This is a genomic window from Spirosoma jeollabukense (genome assembly GCF_054777855.1).
Map to the genome: position 1 here is coordinate 1,862,262 of NZ_BAAHAD010000001.1, position 17,071 is coordinate 1,879,332.

14 protein-coding genes are annotated in these 17,071 nt (G+C 50.3%); 5 read left to right on the top strand and 9 right to left on the bottom strand.

Annotated features, from left to right (window positions below; translation table 11 throughout):
* Positions 1-83: 83 nt before the first annotated feature.
* The 5 genes from ACYVEA_RS07565 to ACYVEA_RS07585 all read right to left on the bottom strand — a co-directional run bounded on the left by ACYVEA_RS07565 (position 84) and on the right by ACYVEA_RS07585 (position 6,067).
* Entirely contained in the window at positions 84-470 is a 387-nt protein-coding gene (locus ACYVEA_RS07565) for a hypothetical protein (RefSeq protein ID WP_461112757.1), read from the bottom strand.
* Positions 471-532: 62 nt separating this feature from the next.
* A complete protein-coding gene (locus ACYVEA_RS07570) occupies positions 533-3,823 on the bottom strand; it encodes a M4 family metallopeptidase (protein WP_461112758.1) in 3,291 nt (1,096 codons plus the stop codon).
* Between the two features lie 89 nt (positions 3,824-3,912).
* The gene (locus ACYVEA_RS07575; RefSeq protein ID WP_461112759.1) at positions 3,913-4,413 is read right to left on the bottom strand and encodes an FAD-binding oxidoreductase; all 501 of its coding nucleotides are present in this window, start codon (positions 4,411-4,413) and stop codon (positions 3,913-3,915) included.
* A 123-nt stretch (positions 4,414-4,536) separates the two neighbouring features.
* Positions 4,537-5,043 carry a SixA phosphatase family protein gene (locus ACYVEA_RS07580; RefSeq protein ID WP_461112760.1) on the bottom strand — a complete coding sequence of 169 codons (507 nt, stop codon included), beginning with the start codon at positions 5,041-5,043 and terminating at the stop codon, positions 4,537-4,539.
* Positions 5,044-5,266: 223 nt separating this feature from the next.
* Entirely contained in the window at positions 5,267-6,067 is an 801-nt protein-coding gene (locus ACYVEA_RS07585) for a 3-keto-disaccharide hydrolase (protein ID WP_461112761.1), read from the bottom strand.
* A gap of 122 nt (positions 6,068-6,189) precedes the next feature.
* Here ACYVEA_RS07585 and ACYVEA_RS07590 point away from each other — a divergent pair, with 122 nt between their 5' ends.
* From ACYVEA_RS07590 to ACYVEA_RS07600, 3 genes are all read left to right on the top strand, one after another.
* Positions 6,190-8,076 (top strand): 3-keto-disaccharide hydrolase, encoded by a 1,887-nt coding sequence (locus ACYVEA_RS07590; protein ID WP_461112762.1) that lies wholly within the window; start codon positions 6,190-6,192, stop codon positions 8,074-8,076.
* A 32-nt stretch (positions 8,077-8,108) separates the two neighbouring features.
* Positions 8,109-10,130 (top strand): c-type cytochrome, encoded by a 2,022-nt coding sequence (locus tag ACYVEA_RS07595; RefSeq protein WP_461112763.1) that lies wholly within the window; start codon positions 8,109-8,111, stop codon positions 10,128-10,130.
* 198 nt (positions 10,131-10,328) lie between these two features.
* Positions 10,329-11,396: a PLP-dependent cysteine synthase family protein gene (locus ACYVEA_RS07600; protein ID WP_461112764.1), complete on the top strand. Its 1,068-nt coding sequence runs from the start codon at positions 10,329-10,331 to the stop codon at positions 11,394-11,396.
* 13 nt (positions 11,397-11,409) lie between these two features.
* Here ACYVEA_RS07600 and ACYVEA_RS07605 read toward each other — a convergent pair whose 3' ends face one another.
* From ACYVEA_RS07605 to ACYVEA_RS07615, 3 genes are read right to left on the bottom strand one after another with little or no spacing between them, the layout of a single operon-like run.
* Positions 11,410-11,883: a Uma2 family endonuclease gene (locus ACYVEA_RS07605; RefSeq protein WP_461112765.1), complete on the bottom strand. Its 474-nt coding sequence runs from the start codon at positions 11,881-11,883 to the stop codon at positions 11,410-11,412.
* A gap of 40 nt (positions 11,884-11,923) precedes the next feature.
* Positions 11,924-13,285 (bottom strand): sensor histidine kinase, encoded by a 1,362-nt coding sequence (locus tag ACYVEA_RS07610; RefSeq protein WP_461112766.1) that lies wholly within the window; start codon positions 13,283-13,285, stop codon positions 11,924-11,926.
* A gap of 1 nt (position 13,286) precedes the next feature.
* The gene (locus ACYVEA_RS07615; protein ID WP_461112767.1) at positions 13,287-14,264 is read right to left on the bottom strand and encodes an acyl-ACP desaturase; all 978 of its coding nucleotides are present in this window, start codon (positions 14,262-14,264) and stop codon (positions 13,287-13,289) included.
* 151 nt (positions 14,265-14,415) lie between these two features.
* Here ACYVEA_RS07615 and ACYVEA_RS07620 point away from each other — a divergent pair, with 151 nt between their 5' ends.
* Together ACYVEA_RS07620 and ACYVEA_RS07625 are read left to right on the top strand one after the other, a co-directional pair.
* Positions 14,416-15,162: a lysophospholipid acyltransferase family protein gene (locus ACYVEA_RS07620; protein WP_461112768.1), complete on the top strand. Its 747-nt coding sequence runs from the start codon at positions 14,416-14,418 to the stop codon at positions 15,160-15,162.
* Positions 15,163-15,240: 78 nt separating this feature from the next.
* Positions 15,241-15,597 carry a hypothetical protein gene (locus ACYVEA_RS07625; RefSeq protein WP_461112769.1) on the top strand — a complete coding sequence of 119 codons (357 nt, stop codon included), beginning with the start codon at positions 15,241-15,243 and terminating at the stop codon, positions 15,595-15,597.
* Positions 15,598-15,623: 26 nt separating this feature from the next.
* Here the strand turns inward: ACYVEA_RS07625 and ACYVEA_RS07630 are convergent, their stop codons facing one another.
* A complete protein-coding gene (locus ACYVEA_RS07630; protein ID WP_461112770.1) occupies positions 15,624-17,021 on the bottom strand; it encodes a sigma-54-dependent transcriptional regulator in 1,398 nt (465 codons plus the stop codon).
* Positions 17,022-17,071 lie beyond the last annotated feature (50 nt).

Genomic DNA, 17,071 nt, shown 5'->3' on the forward strand with positions numbered 1-17,071 from the left:
TACACGCTAATGAATAAGGGCTTATAGAGACTAATTATAAGTCAGCTATAAGCCCTTGTTCTGTTCCTGGCAAGGCCAAGTTTCTATTTCAGCCGCTCTTGCAAAAGCGTCAAAATCAATTGCTGCGTTTGTTGAATGTCAGTGACGGTAGTTTCTAAGCGTGCCTGGCCCGTTTGCAAATCAGTCACAGCGGTTTCTAAGCGTGTCTGGCCCGTTTTTAGTTCGGCAATCTCCTCATGAACCTCATCAAATCGTTGGTTCACCTCACTAAATCTACGGTCGACTTCATCAAATCGTTGATCGACTTGATCAAATCGTTGATCGACTTCATCAAATCGTCGGTTGACTTGATCAAATCGCTCGTTCACCGTCACGGTTAAATCCGCAACGCCTTTGGCGATGATTTCAATCTGCCGACCATGATCAACAGACAGGTTTTCTAGTTGCCCTACGCGCTCTTCCAAATACATATCCAAATATACATTTTATTTGATTTATCTACTAAGACGTAAAAAGCGAATAAAGTCAGCCATTATTCTTTCACCACCTTTCGATAGGCAGTTCCATCGGGCGTTTGGACTTGTAGTAAATACAGCCCTTTTGGCAAATGACCGAGTTGCAACGTAGCGGTTCGCTGGCGGGAACGTAGTGGCGGTTGTACCACCGTAGCCCCGGTAAGTGTTTTGAGTGACAAGCTTTCGAGGACTGCTGTACCGGGCAATTCGACCTGCAACGCAGTGTGGACAGGATTCGGGTAGACCAACAGCGCATCACTCCAGAGGGGTTCATCGCCCGTAACGATTAATGCATTAAACGTCCGATCAACAGCCGTAGCCGCATAAAATTGGTCATTCCCATCCTGATAAGCGCGCACCGTAACAGCACCCGCGCCCGTAAGCTTCAGAGTTGTTCCGGTTAATGTAGCGGGGCCGCTTCGTACCTGAAAGCTGACGGCCAGATTAGATGAACTCGTAGCTTTCAATGCCAAATCACCCTGGTTTGTATAGCGATCAGCGATAGCATCGAAGGTAATGGTCTGCGCCGTTTTGGTGGGTATTGTACGAGCCCCCTGTATATACCAGACCGGCCATTTGGCACCGGTGTACAAGACTGATACGTCGCCCGATACTGAAATTTTATCCGGGTTCAGATCGATACCGGATATATCCTCGCTCGAAGGTGATTCAGTACTGAATACCAGCTTATTATCTAAACGCGAGTAGCTTGGAAAGCCCAACGTCTTATTTCTGTATATGCTTTTCAAATTACCCTGACTCAGGTCAGTAGCCATCACATAGTAGACATTATCGTTCTCGTTAAAGTAATCGAAGGCAATAACATCAGGCGAATTTTTTGAGTACGATGGATTGCCTACGCTCTCACCTTCGTCCAGGTTACTGAATAATTTTTCAATATCTCCGGTAGCAAAATCGCCTGTTTTGTTATCCCAAACTTTAATAAACCCAACGTCCCAGTAATCAATATTGGCTCCGCTATTATTCTGAAGCGCATTCAGGGCATCATAAACGAGGGTTTCACCCGTAAAATCCCACTCAAATGAATCGGCGTATTGAACGTCGCCCGTCTGGATGCCTTCTGAGTAGGTTGGATTATACAGTTTAAATTCGGCCCATTTCTTTTTGGCGTAACTATACACGTAAATGGACCCATCGCGGTCGGCAGTGAGAGCGGCTAGTTTGGTGCCGTCTTTCGAGATGGCTACGTTGTCCCAAATGGTTTCGTCGGAAATGATCGTTTCAGTTGGTGTCCCGGTCAGATTAACGGCCCGAATCCGTTTGTCGGTTGTTACGTAGTAGGCCGTTTTTCCATCGTCGGTCACGCTGGGGCGGTGCACCAAGCCCAATGCCGTTTTCTGATCAAACTTGGCGGGCGTAACACCCACAACGGTTGAATAAAGTTTAGCCGTATTCTCGTCGGACAATAACAACAAATCCTGGCCTGATGCCACCGGTACGTCGGGTTGTTTGCCGGGCGTCGTTGGGGTACCTTCGACAATGCCAACCGCGTCGAACGCATTTATTGCCGCCGTAACCTCAGCACCCGGCGTGCCATACACATCACCGGCCGCCCGGATGACCGCTAAACGCAAATCCAAAAATTGGGACGTACGGACCAGATAGGTTGTTAACGCCCGATAATAAACTCGCTCAGCTTTGTCTTTCCCAACAGCGGTGGCGAATTTATAGAACGCAAAATTGGCAATTCCACTATTGCTATGCACACCCCCATTGTCGTCAGCGGTGTTGTCGTATTGGGCCATCGTAGCGGGTTGATAGCCATTGGGATCTTTGCTTTTACCGCCCTGATTTGGATTGGCCATGTTACGCAGGGCACCGGATGGTAACAGAGCTGGTGTAGCAATCTCTTCGCCAATGGTCCAGTTTGACCGGTCAATCAGGACACCAAACACGTCAGCAAACGACTCGTTTATGGCGCCCGACTGACTTTTATACTGCAAATTGGCCGTATTCTGAATAACACCATGTGTCATTTCATGGCCCGCTACGTCCAGTGCCCCGGCCAGCGGTTTCAGGGTTCGGCCATTGCCATAGGCTATGTACTTCCCATTCCAGTAGGCATTGTCAAGACCTTTACCGTCATCGTCTACAACATTGATAAGCGAAATAATTGTTTCCCCCGTGCCCGTGATGCCGTTGCGCTTGAACGTATTTCGGTAATAATCGTCGACAATACCGGCGTTGTAATGAGCCGAAATAGCCGTTGGGCTCCAGTCCGTATTATTACCCGATGTGATCTGATACGCTTTGGGATTATCACCCACTACGTTTCTCGCGTCCACGGTCCACAGGGCGCCAACCGGCTTTCCTGGCATGCTGGATGCCGAAGCATTGAACATTGGGCGCGACGCATCAATCATATAATACGCGTTACTACTCTGCTGATACGTTTGAAACGAGCGGGTTACCCCGTTCAGATCGCGACCCGATGCGGGTGTTGGCCCCACGAACGTGCAGGTATGATTGTATTTGTCGAGAACGTCGCCTGTCTGGGCGTCAATAACGCATTCCCAGCGTTCGAGCATATTCGGCCTTACTGTTAGTTGATACGCAAGCCTGGCAGTTCCTTTTTCTGCAAAAACACACAACGTCCCTTCCGACAATTTCAAATTCAGCATATTATCGCCAAACGACCGAACAGTCGACGTTTTTCGGACCTCTTTCAAGGCACGTTCGGATGCGTCAGCCAGGGTTAGTTCAGGCGTCGTAGCGAGATCATTCGGGATAGGTTGATACCGGCCGTTCAGCAGTGCTACGTCACCATCCGTCAGGTGGGCAACGAGTTCGGAACCGAGAACAGGAATACCCCGGTGGGTTTGGGACAAACGAACATGCATCTGCCCAAAATCGTCGGTATCGGTACGGGCAACCGTGAAATTCTCTTCCGGATTATCAAGTTTAAGCAGTTCACGTACCTGCCCCATAAACTTGTAAGTAACCAGGGTGGCCGCTGCCGCCGAAAGACGCGCTCCACTATTTTTGTTTGAATTAACATTGGTTGCTTTGGTTACTTTCCGCTCAATGAAAATCGGCAAACCCGTAACTGAGTCACGTATTACCCGCAATTTCATGGCATTTAACGTCGGCCTTGCTCCACCTGTTGCCGTCAGCGTCTGATGACCGGTCCGGTCCTTTGGTAGCGGCACGACTACCGCATTCAGCCGCTGGGAAAGTCCCCCGGAAGGCAACGTAGTTTTATGCTTACGATCAAAGCCAGCCTTCGGCTGTTGGGCATGAGCTACAGCAGTGAGCAAGAGCGTCAGGAATAGAAGAAATGTTTTCATTGAGTAGTTGGTTTTGTCGTTTACTCATTTAAGTATAGAAGACCCCATTTTCCGATTTGGAGTTGGGCGTATTGTCAGAGGGCTACCTATTACTTCAATCGCGATGCAGTTGGAATCATGGCCATGAATGAGTCGTAGAATTTGGGGTAACTTGCTGGCACTGTTTTTCCGGCTTCACCCCAGGTTACAGTATATTCCAGCTTGCCTTTTCGCCACCGGACAAACTTGTATGTGTTGCCGGGGTTGCTAAACTTCGTCTTCTTGATCTTACAGGCATTTTCAATCTGGCTAAACATCCGCTTTGTCGTGGTCGATGTTTGTCGGCGGATCAATGTAAACGTAGTATCACGGCTGCGTCGGCCAAATAATTTTCCGTTTTCCAACAGATAATAGGTCGTTGTAAAACCGGTGAAACCACCGCCATTTCCCACCAAAATCTGACGCCCCTGATACGTAGCAGGTGTGCTAACCGGAACCGTTTTGCGCACTGTCGCTACGTTGCTGACCGTGACATGGATCCCCTGCGCCTGAACGCATAGCCCAGATAAGACCAATGAGAAGGCGAGTAGCGTTAGGAGTAATCGTTTCATTTGGTAACCAGGGCAAGAATAAACTTTCATAAAAATAGCCATCCTTAACACTATTGTTACTATAATCTTGTATGAGTTGATGAAAACAATCTACAGGCCGGAATATACTGCACTTCAGTTACGTTACGGAAGTGTCATCTGGCCATAGGTCATTTCCGAAAGCGTGACCGACTTCCGAAACGGTCCGCGATGAATGCGGACATGTAGCAGATTATCAAAATCTCCCGGTGCAATGGTAGCTATCGTCGGATTCGCGCCCAGGCCTCTGGCAATCTCCAGAATCGTGTTGCTATGCCCCGCCACCACGACGGTCTTATTCCGAATTTGACGGATTCGGGTGATGATAGCCTCATTCGGTTTGGCGGGATAATCCACCACAGGAACCCCTATTCGCTGAGCCAGGGGCCCAACCGTTTGACGAGTCCGTCGGAAAGGCGTTGAGAAGATCGAATCAATTTCCCGATTAGCCAACGTATCAGCCAGTGCATTAGCCCGTGCGTAACCCGCCGGACTCAGGTTGGTGGTATCAGATTCGTTGACCTTCTCGCCATGACGAACGATGTAAACTGTGGTTGTCGAGCAGGCCGTCAGGAACATGAACAGAACGGCAAGAGGCAGACTAGGGCGCATACTACGTATATACGGGCTTCAGCCCGTGGTTTAATTAGGACTTTCACTCGGAGCCGTGCCACGGTTGTTAATGATGCTTACTGAACCGTGGCACGGCTCCGGGCGAAAGTCCTCTTAATTAAAGAGCACTTAATTACGGATTAAAATTCGAGGATACAATACAACAAAAAAGCCCCCGGCGAAAACCGGGGGCACCTATTATCTAACAAAGAACAAATCAAGATTACAGCGGCCGTATCCAGATATTGCGGAAACCAACCGGGTTACCATGATCCTGTAACAATATCGGACCAGCGCCGTGGGGTTGTACTTTTGGGTAGCCGATGTACTCGGTTGTGCCGCGAATGGCCGCGTGGTTCTGCACCAGCACGCCATTGAGCAATACCGTTACGTAGGCATAATCGGTCATCATGCCAGCTTTATTGAAGCGGGGGGCCTGATAAACAATATCATACGTTTGCCACTCACCCGGTGGGCGACTTGGATTCGCCAGCGGGATAGCCTGTTTGTAAATGGAGCCTACCATACCGTCTACGTAGGTTGGGTTGTTGTAGTTATCCAGCACCTGCAACTCATAGCGACCCTGTAAAAAGATACCACTGTTACCGCGGCCCTGGCTCTTACCTTCTACTTTCTCAGGGGTTTTAAATTCAACATGAAGCTGAAAATCATTGAATTCCTTTTTGGAACGGGCCGAAAAACCAAGTGTCGAATACAGAACACCATCCTTAACCGGCCACTTTAGTGGGCCTTCATTCTTGTTCTCCCAACTGGCGGGTGAATAGCCTTTAATGGCTACCCATTCGTCGGCATTTTTACCGTCAAAAAGTACGATGGCATCAGAAGGGGGCGTCGTGCCACTTGTGTTGGCAGAAGCGGTGCCGGGTGTAACAACTGGGGGAACGGGTTCCCAGATTTCGGTGGATTCAGGGGTTTGTTTGCTGGGCTGCGTCTGCGCTACAGCCGCAACCGACAAGCCAACCAGACCAATGCAAAAAGCAAGCGATAACGGGGTGTTTTTCATAGAAATATAATCGGGTTATTGAATTCGCGGGTAAAACATTCAAAGATAGAGCAAATGTGGATTTACGTCCTTTTTCTGGGAAAAAATGGTAGATTTCGCCCTTTAATTTCCGTTCTTATACTATGGTAAACCTATCTACTAAAACTTATTTACCCTGGTTATTGAGCGTCTGCTGCGTCATCAGTATCCAGTTGGGGCTGGCACAACCCGCTCCGTTGGCCGGTATTCCCTTACCGCTCAATGACCTAAGCGCCTTTGCGCCATCAACACCCAACTGGCGTATTGTTGGCAACGTCCGGGCAGACCTCAACAAAGCCAATACGCTCAATACCGATAAAGGCACGGGTATACTGGCGAATATTCCGCTGGATAAAGCCCCGGCAGACCCAAAAAATCCCTATAAATATGATCTGTTCACTACGTTACAACATGGGGATGTCGACCTGGAATTAGATTACATGATGGCCAAAACGGCTAATTCAGGCGTGTATTTGCAGGGACGTTACGAAATTCAACTGCGTGACAGTTGGGATGTCCGTACGCCGAATGTGCACGATAATGGCGCGGTTTATGAGCGCTGGGATGAAAAACGGCCCGAAGGTAAAAAAGGCTATGAAGGCCACCCAGCCCGGCAGAATGCCAGTCGGGCGCCGGGCCTGTGGCAACACATGAAAATTTCGTTTCAGGCCCCGCGTTTCAATGCCAACGGGCAGAAAACGGAAAACGCTCGTGTGATTCGGATCGAACTGAATGGCGTAATTATTCAGGAAGATGTTGAGCTGACCGGCCCAACCCGGGGCTCTGCATTTGATAACGAAAAAGCACTGGGGCCGATCCGGTTTCAGGGCGATCATGGGGCAGTTGCTCTACGCAACATCCGCTACGTTACCTACGACAAACCGCGCCCCGAATTGGTAAATCTTAAATATGCTGTCTACAAAGGCAAGTACGAGAAGGAGCCCAATTATGACAAAACAGCGCCCGAATCGGAAGGTGCCACAACGGTACTGTCGGCATCCATGAGCCGCATTCCAAACGAGTTTCTGATTCGCTACACCGGCACACTACGTGTCTCGGAACCGGGTGAATACCAGTTCAATCTGGGCGTTCCGGGTGGTGGCGGACTGCTAAAAATCAATAATCAATCGGTCATTGCACCGGGTGAATGGAATGCCCGTGGGAAAGCAACGCTACCTAAAGGTGATTTACCGTTCGAACTGCTGTATGCCAAATTTGTCGATTGGGCGCAACCAGCGCTGGGCTTAACGGTAGCCGGACCGGGCATCCGCGAATACGCCATCAGTGACGGGGTAGGCAGCACTGGCGAGGAAGTTGACCCAATTATGGTCGATGCGTCAACCAACACCATGCTGCGTAGCTTTATGGATATGCCGGGAGAAAAGAATGCTCAAGGGCGTACGCTACGTATAACACATGCCGTTTCGGTAGGTAGCCCCGAACAGATTCATTATACGTACGACTTAGACAAGGGGGCGCTGGTGCAGGTTTGGCGCGGTTCATTTCTGGATGCGACGCCGATGTGGCACGAGCGGGGCGATGGCTCTTCCCGGCCAACGGGTATGGTTCAGCGGTTTGGCACACCCGTATTATTTCTGGGTAAACTGGCATCCCCTCAGGCCAACTGGATTGCCGACACTACGGGCGCCAGTTATCATCCGAAAGGCTACGTACTGGACGATAGTAATCGGCCGACTTTCCGTTATCAGAGCTATGGCGCTTCGATTGATGATAAAATCCGGGTTTTAGACGCAGGGAAGGGCCTTCAACGCGAAGTGACCATAGCGAATCCTGCCAGCGATTTATATGCGCGGCTGATCAGCGGCACCACCATCACGGCTGTGGAGAACGGCCTGTATCTGGTTGATGGGCAGGCATACATACGGATAGATGACGTGGCCGGAGCGAAACCAACGATTCGCGACGCCAATGGCCGGCAGGAACTGATTGTGCCAGTTAAGGGGAAACTAACGTACTCGATTCTTTTTTGATTTCATTCCGGGCTTAAGCCCGGAGCTACACCATGAAAAAGCTACTAACAACTCTCCTCGCCATAGCCAGCCTGACAGTGGTTCAGGCGCAGGAGTCGCCAAAGGAGGAAGACTTTTACAAAATCCAGAAAGTGACCTCACCAGAAGGAACCCTCCTCGAAGTAGGCGGCCTGACCGTTTTGCCCGATGGCAATCTGGGCGTGGCCACCCGTCGGGGTGACATCTGGATTGTCGAAAACCCAACCAGCCGCAAGCCTTTTTTCCGGAAGTATGCGACAGGATTACACGAGATTTTGGGGCTGACCAACAAAGACGGTGCTCTTTATTGCGCTCAGCGGGGTGAACTTACCAAAATCGTTGATGCCAACCATGATGGCAAAGCTGATACGTTCGAGACCATTTATGCCTGGCCGTTATCGGGTCACTACCACGAATACAGCTACGGGCCAAAAATTGCACCCGACGGCCAGTTTTTCGTGACAGGCAACGTAGCGTTCGGTGACGAAGAGTGGTGGCGGGGTGAAAGTCGGGTGCCCTGGCGCGGCTGGACAATGAAAATCAGCGAGAATGGCACCATGCAGCCCTGGGCTACGGGTATGCGGTCGCCCTGCGGAATGGGTATCTACGACGGTGAACTCTTTTATGCCGACAACCAGGGCGACTGGATGGGGTCGGGCGGCATTGTCCATGTAAAAAAAGGAGCCTTTGTGGGCCATCCAGCCGGTTTACAATGGACAAGCATGGCTAACTCACCTCTCAAACTGACCCCCGAACAATTCTACGCCAAAATTGACGAGCGTCGGCGCCGGGACGAGAACGGGCGGGCTATCAAACCCGAAAACGTAATTAACGAAACGCCTACTCTGCTCTATACCATGAAGGATCAGTTCCCAAACGTGGACATTCAAACGCCTGCCGTTTGGTTACCGCATGGTATTCTGGGGATTTCGAACTCCGAAATTGTGGAGATTCCACAAGGTGCGTTTGGGCCCTTCGCCGGTCAGTTACTGATTGGCGATCAGGGCATGAGCAAGATTTCGCGCGTGTTCATGGAGAAAGTGAACGGCGAATATCAGGGGGGAGCCATCGAACTACGTAATGGTTTTCGGTCGGGCGTACTACGTATGGCCTTTGCAAAAGATGGCTCGCTGTTCGTGGGCGAAACGAACCGGGGCTGGGGATCGGCGGGTGATGCCAACGAAGGCTTACAGCGACTGGTCTGGAACGGGGCCATGCCGTTTGAGATACGTACCGTGAAAGCCATGCCCGATGGCTTCGAAATAGAATTTACGAAACCCGTCGACAAAAAATCAGCGGAAGACCTGGCGTCGTATCGGGTAGAGAGTTTTCTCTATAAATACCATTCGGTCTACGGCAGTCCGACGATTAACAAAGAAGCGCTGCCACTCAAGGGGGTGAAAGTATCAGCTGATGGTTTGAAAGCCCGGCTGATCGTGAACGACCTTCGCCGATATTATATCCACCAGCTCACCCTGGATGGCATTCGTGGCGCCGAGGGGTCATACTCACTCGTTCACCCGATTGCCTATTACACGCTCAACAACATTCCCGACGGCCAGAAACTGGCCATGAGCGAAGTAAGCACCACCAATTCAGCGGCCGCTGCGTCAACCCCAGTTTCAGCATCAGCCGCTGTCGCAGCCGGCAAAAAAGCGCCTGCCAAAGCGACAACGGGCGAATCCACGCGGGGGGCTAAACCAAAACTGGTAGAAGGTCAGGCCGTAACGATGGCTAAAGCACCGACTTACGAAGAGGTAAAAGGCTTGCTGACTCGTCATACCTGTGCTGCCTGTCATCAGGCCAACAAACGGCAGGTTGGCCCGGCTTTTTCGGACGTAGCGAAACGGAAGTACACCAACGACCAGATCGTGGAGTTGATTTATAATCCGAAGCCGCACAACTGGCCCGACTATTCAACTGAAATGCCACCGATGCCGCAGGTCCCTAAACCCGACGCCCTGAAAATTGCGGCCTGGATCAACTCGCTGGCACCCGCCAGCGGCAGTAGTTCAACCGGCGCGCCAAAGCCCTAATGACCAGAAACAACCTATACAGCCCCTAGAAGGCTAACTGCTTAAATAGCTGGACGTAATAACTTTCAGCTATTTTTATACCTGGCAGTCGAAAACGAAACAATCGGCTTTATGCTATCCAACGTTGCTGGCTGCTCGCTGCTTTTGCAGACTGTAGCCAGCAACAGTTACTTTGACTGATCATCAGATCATCAACCTATGACTCCATCCACCGTAACTCCGATCAAACCGGCTATTCAGGAAAAGTTTGAACACCTCTGGCATCTGGTCGGCAACACGCCCATGCTGGAACTCTTCTACTCCTATCAGGGGCAAGCGCGATCGCTCTATGTTAAATGCGAACACTATAATCTGACCGGTAGTATGAAAGACCGGATGGCGCTTCACGTACTGCACCAGGCGTATCGGGAAGGCCATATTCAACCCGGCGATCGTATTGTTGAAGCCACTAGTGGGAGCTCAGGTATTGCTTTCTCGGCCGTTGGCCGGGCGTTGGGCCATCCGGTTACGATCATTATGCCAGCCGGTATCAGTCAGGAACGTATCGACATTATCCGTAGCCTGGGGGCCGACATTGTTTTGTTTACGAAGGAGGAAGGCGGTTTCATGGGGGCAATTCAACGGTCGGAGGACTTGGCAGCCTCCGATCCGCATGTGTTTTTACCCCGTCAGTTTGCTAATCAATACAACGCCGAAGCCCATCGGCTGACTACGGGTAAGGAGATATGGCTGCAAATGCAGAGCGTAGACGTTACCCCCGATGCCTTTGTAGCCGGTGTTGGCACGGGCGGAACGGTTATGGGGGTGGGACGTTACCTCAAATCGCGCAAACCCGACATCCGCATTCATCCGCTCGAACCCGCCGAATCCCCGACCCTCTCGGTAGGCCATAAAACGGGCTCACATCGCATTCAGGGGCTTTTCGACGAGTTTATTCCCGATATTCTTAAATTGAATGAGCTGGACCACGTAGTACAGGCCAGCGATGGTGACTCGATTCTGGTCGCCCAGAAATTAGCCCTGCAACTGGGCATTGCCGTGGGTATTTCGTCGGGAGCAAACCTGGTTGGTGCCATCAATCTTCAGAACGAAATGGGGCCAGACGCCCGCGTCGTGACCATCCTGTGCGATAGCAACAAGAAATACCTGAGTACCGATTTAGTGAAGGAAGAGCCGATCAAACCGGGTTACGTAGCGCCCGATATTGAATTTCTGGATTATCGACCGATCAGTCGTCTGTCGCTGGGCCGACCGGGTGTTTTTTAGCAGGATAAGAAGTTCACGCAAATACCTCCGCCAGTGGAATGCTGATTTTTAACGTATCATCCAGTAACGTATCCGCGTAAGTAAACATTTTGAATTCATCGAAGGAACTGAATACGTAAATCGAACGCAGTCCGGGCAATACAAGCCAGCAAGATTGGACCCCATGCTCAAAATAGGCTTTTGACTTATCAACCAACTCCTGAAGACTTTGCATTGGCGATATAATTTCAATAGCACATAATGGGGGCGTTGTCACTCGGATTTCGTCCTGACGAACGTCAATCGTCATTTTCGGGTAAATAACCAGATCAGGGACTGACCACCAGCCATCTAAATCAAGGCTGAGTTCGGACATGAACGTAAATCGATCTTTGTACCGGGACTTCAACTCAAAAATAAGGTTACTTTGAATGTAAGCATGCACTTTACTAGGCATAGGCTTACCCCTCTCCTGTTCATATGCCGATTGTTCTGTTACCACTTCCATATCACTCCGGCGATTAAAGTTTCTGTAAGTATAACCAAAATCAGAACACCAGGCTAAACGTACTGCCTTCACCCGGTGTAGACTCGGCCGTGAGCTGGCCGTTGTGGAGTTGCATAATCTGCCGCGATAAACTTAACCCAATGCCCGACCCCGTTTTCTTAGTCGTATAGAAGGGAATAAAAATCTGTTCCAGTGCTTCTGGTTCAATCCCCGGACCGTTATCGGTCACCCGGATAATTACACGCGGACCGGCAGCCTCCGCATCAAGATGAATTAGTGGCGTTACGTTTTTACCCAGACTTTCTACCGCATTTTTAAGCAGATTTATCAATACCATTTCAATCTGAGCAGCATCGGCCCGAATGGCCAGGTTTGGTGACGAAACCGCTACCACAATCTGTTCCTTTTGTTTTTGTGCATCTGGCTGCACTAACTGTACTACGTTACGTAGTAGTTGTTCAACCGACACGTCGGAAAAAACTGGCTGGGGAATGGTCGTAAAATGGCGGTAGGCGTCAACAAATTGCATCACTCCAGCCCCCCGCTGCTCAATAGTTGTCAGGGCGTCGCGCAGATCATTGATCGACTCAGCCACAAACGGTGGCATGTTGAGTGAACTTTCGGGCGATGACAACGGAAGCAAATCTGTTTCGACAATATCGCGCATCGTGCCCGCCAGTGACACGATCGGCGTAATTGAGTTCATGATTTCGTGACGCAACACTTTCGTTAGATTTTGCCACGCGTCAAGCTCACGCTGCTGTAATTCAGAACGGATATTTTGCATTGAAGCGACCGTAATTAACCGGCCCCTCAACCGCACCGCCGTACACCGCACCGACAGTTCTCCATCGGTGCCGGTCTGATAGGAAACTGGTGTTGGCGCAAGCGTAGCCGCCCGGAGTAAACCCGCCAGTTCAGGGTGTGTACTGTTGAGATCGTTGAGGGTTCGTATCCGATAAATGCCCAACAACCGCAGGGCCGTTTGGTTGACCAGTTCCACCTGCCCGGACGCATCGAACGTGAGCAAACCCACACTCACATGCTGCACAATTGTATTAACGTAGTGCAGGTTAGCTTCTTTCTCCGCCCGCGCCTGCCGAAACGCATCCAGCACTTCGTTGAACTGGTCGTTTAATCCATTAAACGAGGGACCAAGATCACTGTCGGCGCGAAAGGCAACCGCAAAATCGGAGTAACGTACCGATTCCAGAAACCGCGTTAATTTACGGTTCAGGCTGGTAACGAACTGGTATAGGTTAATGGTTAAAAATAATTCAGCACTCAGTAAAGGAAAGAGCATCAGGCCATTAATACCCTGAATATAAATATAAGTTATCGCGCTGGTTAAAACGACGATACCCCCAATGCGCCAGCCAATACCGATTGCAAAACGAGTCATGCTATGAGGCAATCCAACTAAATGGATACTCAAGCGTAGGCACTTTGGTACGCTCAGCTACCCGACGTAACCGGGCGGGTAACGCCATCAGATAGTCCCGGGCACGTTGTCCGGCATCGTTAAGATCCGTAACAGAGCCAATATTCCAGTCAACGAGCAACGATTCGGCAATATCGATATAGTCCTGAGTCGTGTAAACACCCAACCGTTGAGCTGCGTCGGAAAAATGGCTGAACGTCTGCCCAATTTTAACGCCGGTTTCGCGCAGGAAGTGAGCAGGCATCACAATTTTCTTACGCATCATATCTTCGAAAGCCAGAATCATTTCGGAGGGATCGACCTCTAAAATCTGGCTGACAAATGATTTATACGCTTTCGCATGGCGCATCTCATCGGAGGCTATAACGCCACAGATTTTCGACAACTGGGTGCAGCCTGCCTGTTTAGCCAGCGTGGCCGTCCGACGGTGCGATACGTTGGTAGCCAGTTCCTGAAACGATGTATAAATAAAATTACGGTAGGGATCTCTGCCCGTACCGATGTCGAAACCATCGGCAATGAGGTATTGTGTCGATACTTCCATCGCCCGCATATTCACCCGCCCCGATAGATACAGAAACTTATTAAGCAGATCACCGTGGCGATTTTCTTCGGCGGTCCAGCTCCGAATCCAGCGCGTCCAGCCGTGTGGATCGCCCTGCGTAACGCCTTCCATATCCATCAACCACGACTCGTAGGTTGGTAGTGCTTCTTCGGTAATTGTATCGCCCACCAGCACGGCTACATAATCATAGGAAAGCTCACGTGTACTTTCACGAAGCAGCTTAACCTCTTCCAGAAAGGTCTCCTTTGTCGTATCGGGCAAGAAATCAGTCGGTTGCCAGTTCGTCTCAATAGGTTTCAGGAATTCTTCCATCGAGACGTCGATTTTTTCGCCGACGAATCGCATAACATCCAAACGCGTGCCTGATAAGCTCATGTAATACTCAACACTGAAAATGAACAATAAATCTAACTATCCGCAAAGTTCGGCAATATAACCGATTGAATTATTTCGACTTGTGTATTTCTACCTGATAAAAATCAGGTGATCGTTAATTTTGCGGCAGAATTGCGGCAACCTCCCTTATATGAAAAAAATAGTTGATTACGTATTGAGCGTTATTTACCTGCTTTACTTTGGCCTGGTCTTGTGTGTTTACCACGTTATGCAATTCGTTGCGTTTAATTTGTTTGGTCGACCCGCCCACAAAAAAACGGTAGACTGGATGAACGCCAGTATTGCGTATGGCTGGTATTTGACCGGCAGCAGCATTGACTTTCGAAATAACCAGAACCTGCCCACCGACCGCCCCATTATTTTCGTAGCCAATCACCAGAGTATGTTCGACATCTCGCCGATCATCTGGTTTCTTCGTCGATATACCCCTACGTTCGTCTCGAAAATCGAACTGGCGCATGGAATCCCCGGCGTGTCGTATAACCTGCGCAAGAGTGGAGCCGCACTCATCGACCGCAAAGACCCGAAGCAGGCCATCGTCGAGATTGCCCGGCTGGGTAAACTCATTCAGCAGCAGAATCTGTCGGCCATGATTTTCCCGGAGGGCACCCGAACGCGTTCCGCAACGTATCAGATGCGTCCGTTCGTAACGGGTGGCGTCGCTACGTTGCTCAAGCGGGCACCCTCAGCGCTGGTTGTACCCATTGCCATCCGGGGAACAGGCCGATTTAATCCCAAAGGCTTGTTTCCGCTAACCTCTTTCACCCGCATGTCGTGGGACGTATTGCCCGGCATTGAACCCACCGGACGTACACCAGACGAGATTCTTAAGTTAGCAAGAGAAGCCATCGCCAACGAATTGGGACAGCCAGTTTGAGACTTAATTTGGCACAGCGTTGTATTTTGTCATTCAGAAAGAACAATTCGTATATTTACCTCAAATACTGCCATCTGCATGACACCCGATAAACGTTTAGATCAAATCGAACCTGTATTAGCCGACGTAGCTCAAAAAACTGACCGCTTGATTGAATCGAACGGACAGATTCTGGAGGTAGCTCTCCGTGCGGATACCAATGCCAAAATAGCAGCTAAAGGCGTTGCTGATTTGACGGTTGAAATGCGTCAACAGTTTGGACAAGTCGGTCAACGATTCGATTCGGTCGATCAACAATTTGAGCAACAACAAAATCAAATTGATGGCTTACGGCAAGAAGTCCAGCAGGGCTTTCAGGAAGTGAATCAAAAATTTGCTCAGGTAGAGAAAACTCAACAACAGATTTTAACGCTTTTACTGGATCGGCTTAGCTAAATCTTGTTATAAACAAGATGTCACCTTTAAAGTCCGAACTTCTCCAGGCGTCGATACAACGCCTGCCTTGATAAACCCAGCTCCCGTGCTACGTCGGTAATGCTGCCCCGATGTTTTTGCATGGCCTGATGAATCAACTGCCGCTCCATATCTTCTAACTGCAGCGTTTCATTTACGGGCGACGACACGGACGTACCATTCCTGAAAACGAAACTCTCCGGTTGCAGCATTATCCCCTGGCCCAGCTCCGGCCGAGCCAGAATAACAGCCCGTTCGACAGCGTGTTGTAGTTCCCGAACATTTCCAGGCCAGCGGTATTGCTTCATCTCGGCCAGCAAGGCCGGACTCAGTCCTGACACCGACCGGTTGTACTGCTTGGCATACTTTTTCAGAAAAAACTCAGCCAGCGGTCCAATATCGGCGGGACGTTCACGCAGGGGCGGCAAATGCAGTTCGATGGTATTGATCCGGTATAGCAAATCCTGCCGGAATGCCCGTTCCGCAACGCGTTCGTTGAGATCAGCATTCGTGGCACAAATTAAGCGTACATCCACCGGACGGGCTTTGTTTGATCCAACACGCGTTACCTGTCGTTGTTGCAGAACAGTAAGCAGTCGAGCCTGTTGAGCGGGCGTTAGGTTACCGATTTCATCCAGGAAGATTGTCCCGCCATTGGCTTCTTCAAATCGTCCGGCCCGGTCGTCACGAGCATCCGTAAAGGCTCCTTTAACATGCCCAAACAATTCGCTCTCGAACAGGCTTTCGGTCAGGGCACCTACGTCAACACTCACGAATGGTTTGTCCTTCCGTAACGACTGGTCGTGAATAGCGCGGGCAATCAGGTCTTTACCCGTGCCATTTTCACCCAGAATCAATACGTTGGCATCGGTTGGGGCTACCTGCTCAACTGTGTCGAGCACCGGGCGCATGGCCGAACCAATAATGCTGGTCTGTTTGGTCGATTTCTTATCGGATTGCTCTTTTCCGTTCGACTCCTTGCCTACTACTGAACCCGCTCCTTCCAGTCCGCCAGCCCGATCTGTGCGGCCTTCGACAGCGCCACGGATGGTATCTAAAAATTTATCGTTCTGCCAGGGCTTCAGCACAAAATCCACGGCGCCAGCCTTTATGGCGCGAACGGCCATCTCCACATCACCGTAGGCCGTAAATAACACGACCCGGGCTTTGGGGTCTATATCCAAAATACGATCAAGCCAGGCAAACCCCTCGCGTCCACTGCTGACATCGCGCTGAAAATTCATGTCCAGCACAATCGCATCGTAGCGGTTATTATTGAGCAGAAACGGGAGCTTTTCGGGGTTTTTTTCGATGTCTACCGAATTTACATGTCGTTTAAGCAGCAGCCGGGCTGCCAGCAATACGTCGGGATCATCGTCAACGAGTAAAAGTTTTGCGTCTTGCATATACTAAAGATAAAGAGCTGACCGATTTGTTGCACGTCTGTACCGATTCA

Coding starts and splice junctions, on each gene's coding strand:
- ACYVEA_RS07630 (WP_461112770.1), bottom strand. CDS start 17,021: ATGCAAGACGCAAAACTTTTACTCGTTGACGATGATCCCGACGTATTG.
- ACYVEA_RS07615 (WP_461112767.1), bottom strand. CDS start 14,264: ATGAGCTTATCAGGCACGCGTTTGGATGTTATGCGATTCGTCGGCGAA.
- ACYVEA_RS07565 (WP_461112757.1), bottom strand. CDS start 470: ATGTATTTGGAAGAGCGCGTAGGGCAACTAGAAAACCTGTCTGTTGAT.
- ACYVEA_RS07600 (WP_461112764.1), top strand. CDS start 10,329: ATGACTCCATCCACCGTAACTCCGATCAAACCGGCTATTCAGGAAAAG.
- ACYVEA_RS07585 (WP_461112761.1), bottom strand. CDS start 6,067: ATGAAAAACACCCCGTTATCGCTTGCTTTTTGCATTGGTCTGGTTGGC.
- ACYVEA_RS07595 (WP_461112763.1), top strand. CDS start 8,109: ATGAAAAAGCTACTAACAACTCTCCTCGCCATAGCCAGCCTGACAGTG.
- ACYVEA_RS07580 (WP_461112760.1), bottom strand. CDS start 5,043: ATGCGCCCTAGTCTGCCTCTTGCCGTTCTGTTCATGTTCCTGACGGCC.
- ACYVEA_RS07605 (WP_461112765.1), bottom strand. CDS start 11,883: ATGGAAGTGGTAACAGAACAATCGGCATATGAACAGGAGAGGGGTAAG.
- ACYVEA_RS07570 (WP_461112758.1), bottom strand. CDS start 3,823: ATGAAAACATTTCTTCTATTCCTGACGCTCTTGCTCACTGCTGTAGCT.
- ACYVEA_RS07590 (WP_461112762.1), top strand. CDS start 6,190: ATGGTAAACCTATCTACTAAAACTTATTTACCCTGGTTATTGAGCGTC.
- ACYVEA_RS07610 (WP_461112766.1), bottom strand. CDS start 13,285: ATGACTCGTTTTGCAATCGGTATTGGCTGGCGCATTGGGGGTATCGTC.
- ACYVEA_RS07620 (WP_461112768.1), top strand. CDS start 14,416: ATGAAAAAAATAGTTGATTACGTATTGAGCGTTATTTACCTGCTTTAC.
- ACYVEA_RS07625 (WP_461112769.1), top strand. CDS start 15,241: ATGACACCCGATAAACGTTTAGATCAAATCGAACCTGTATTAGCCGAC.
- ACYVEA_RS07575 (WP_461112759.1), bottom strand. CDS start 4,413: ATGAAACGATTACTCCTAACGCTACTCGCCTTCTCATTGGTCTTATCT.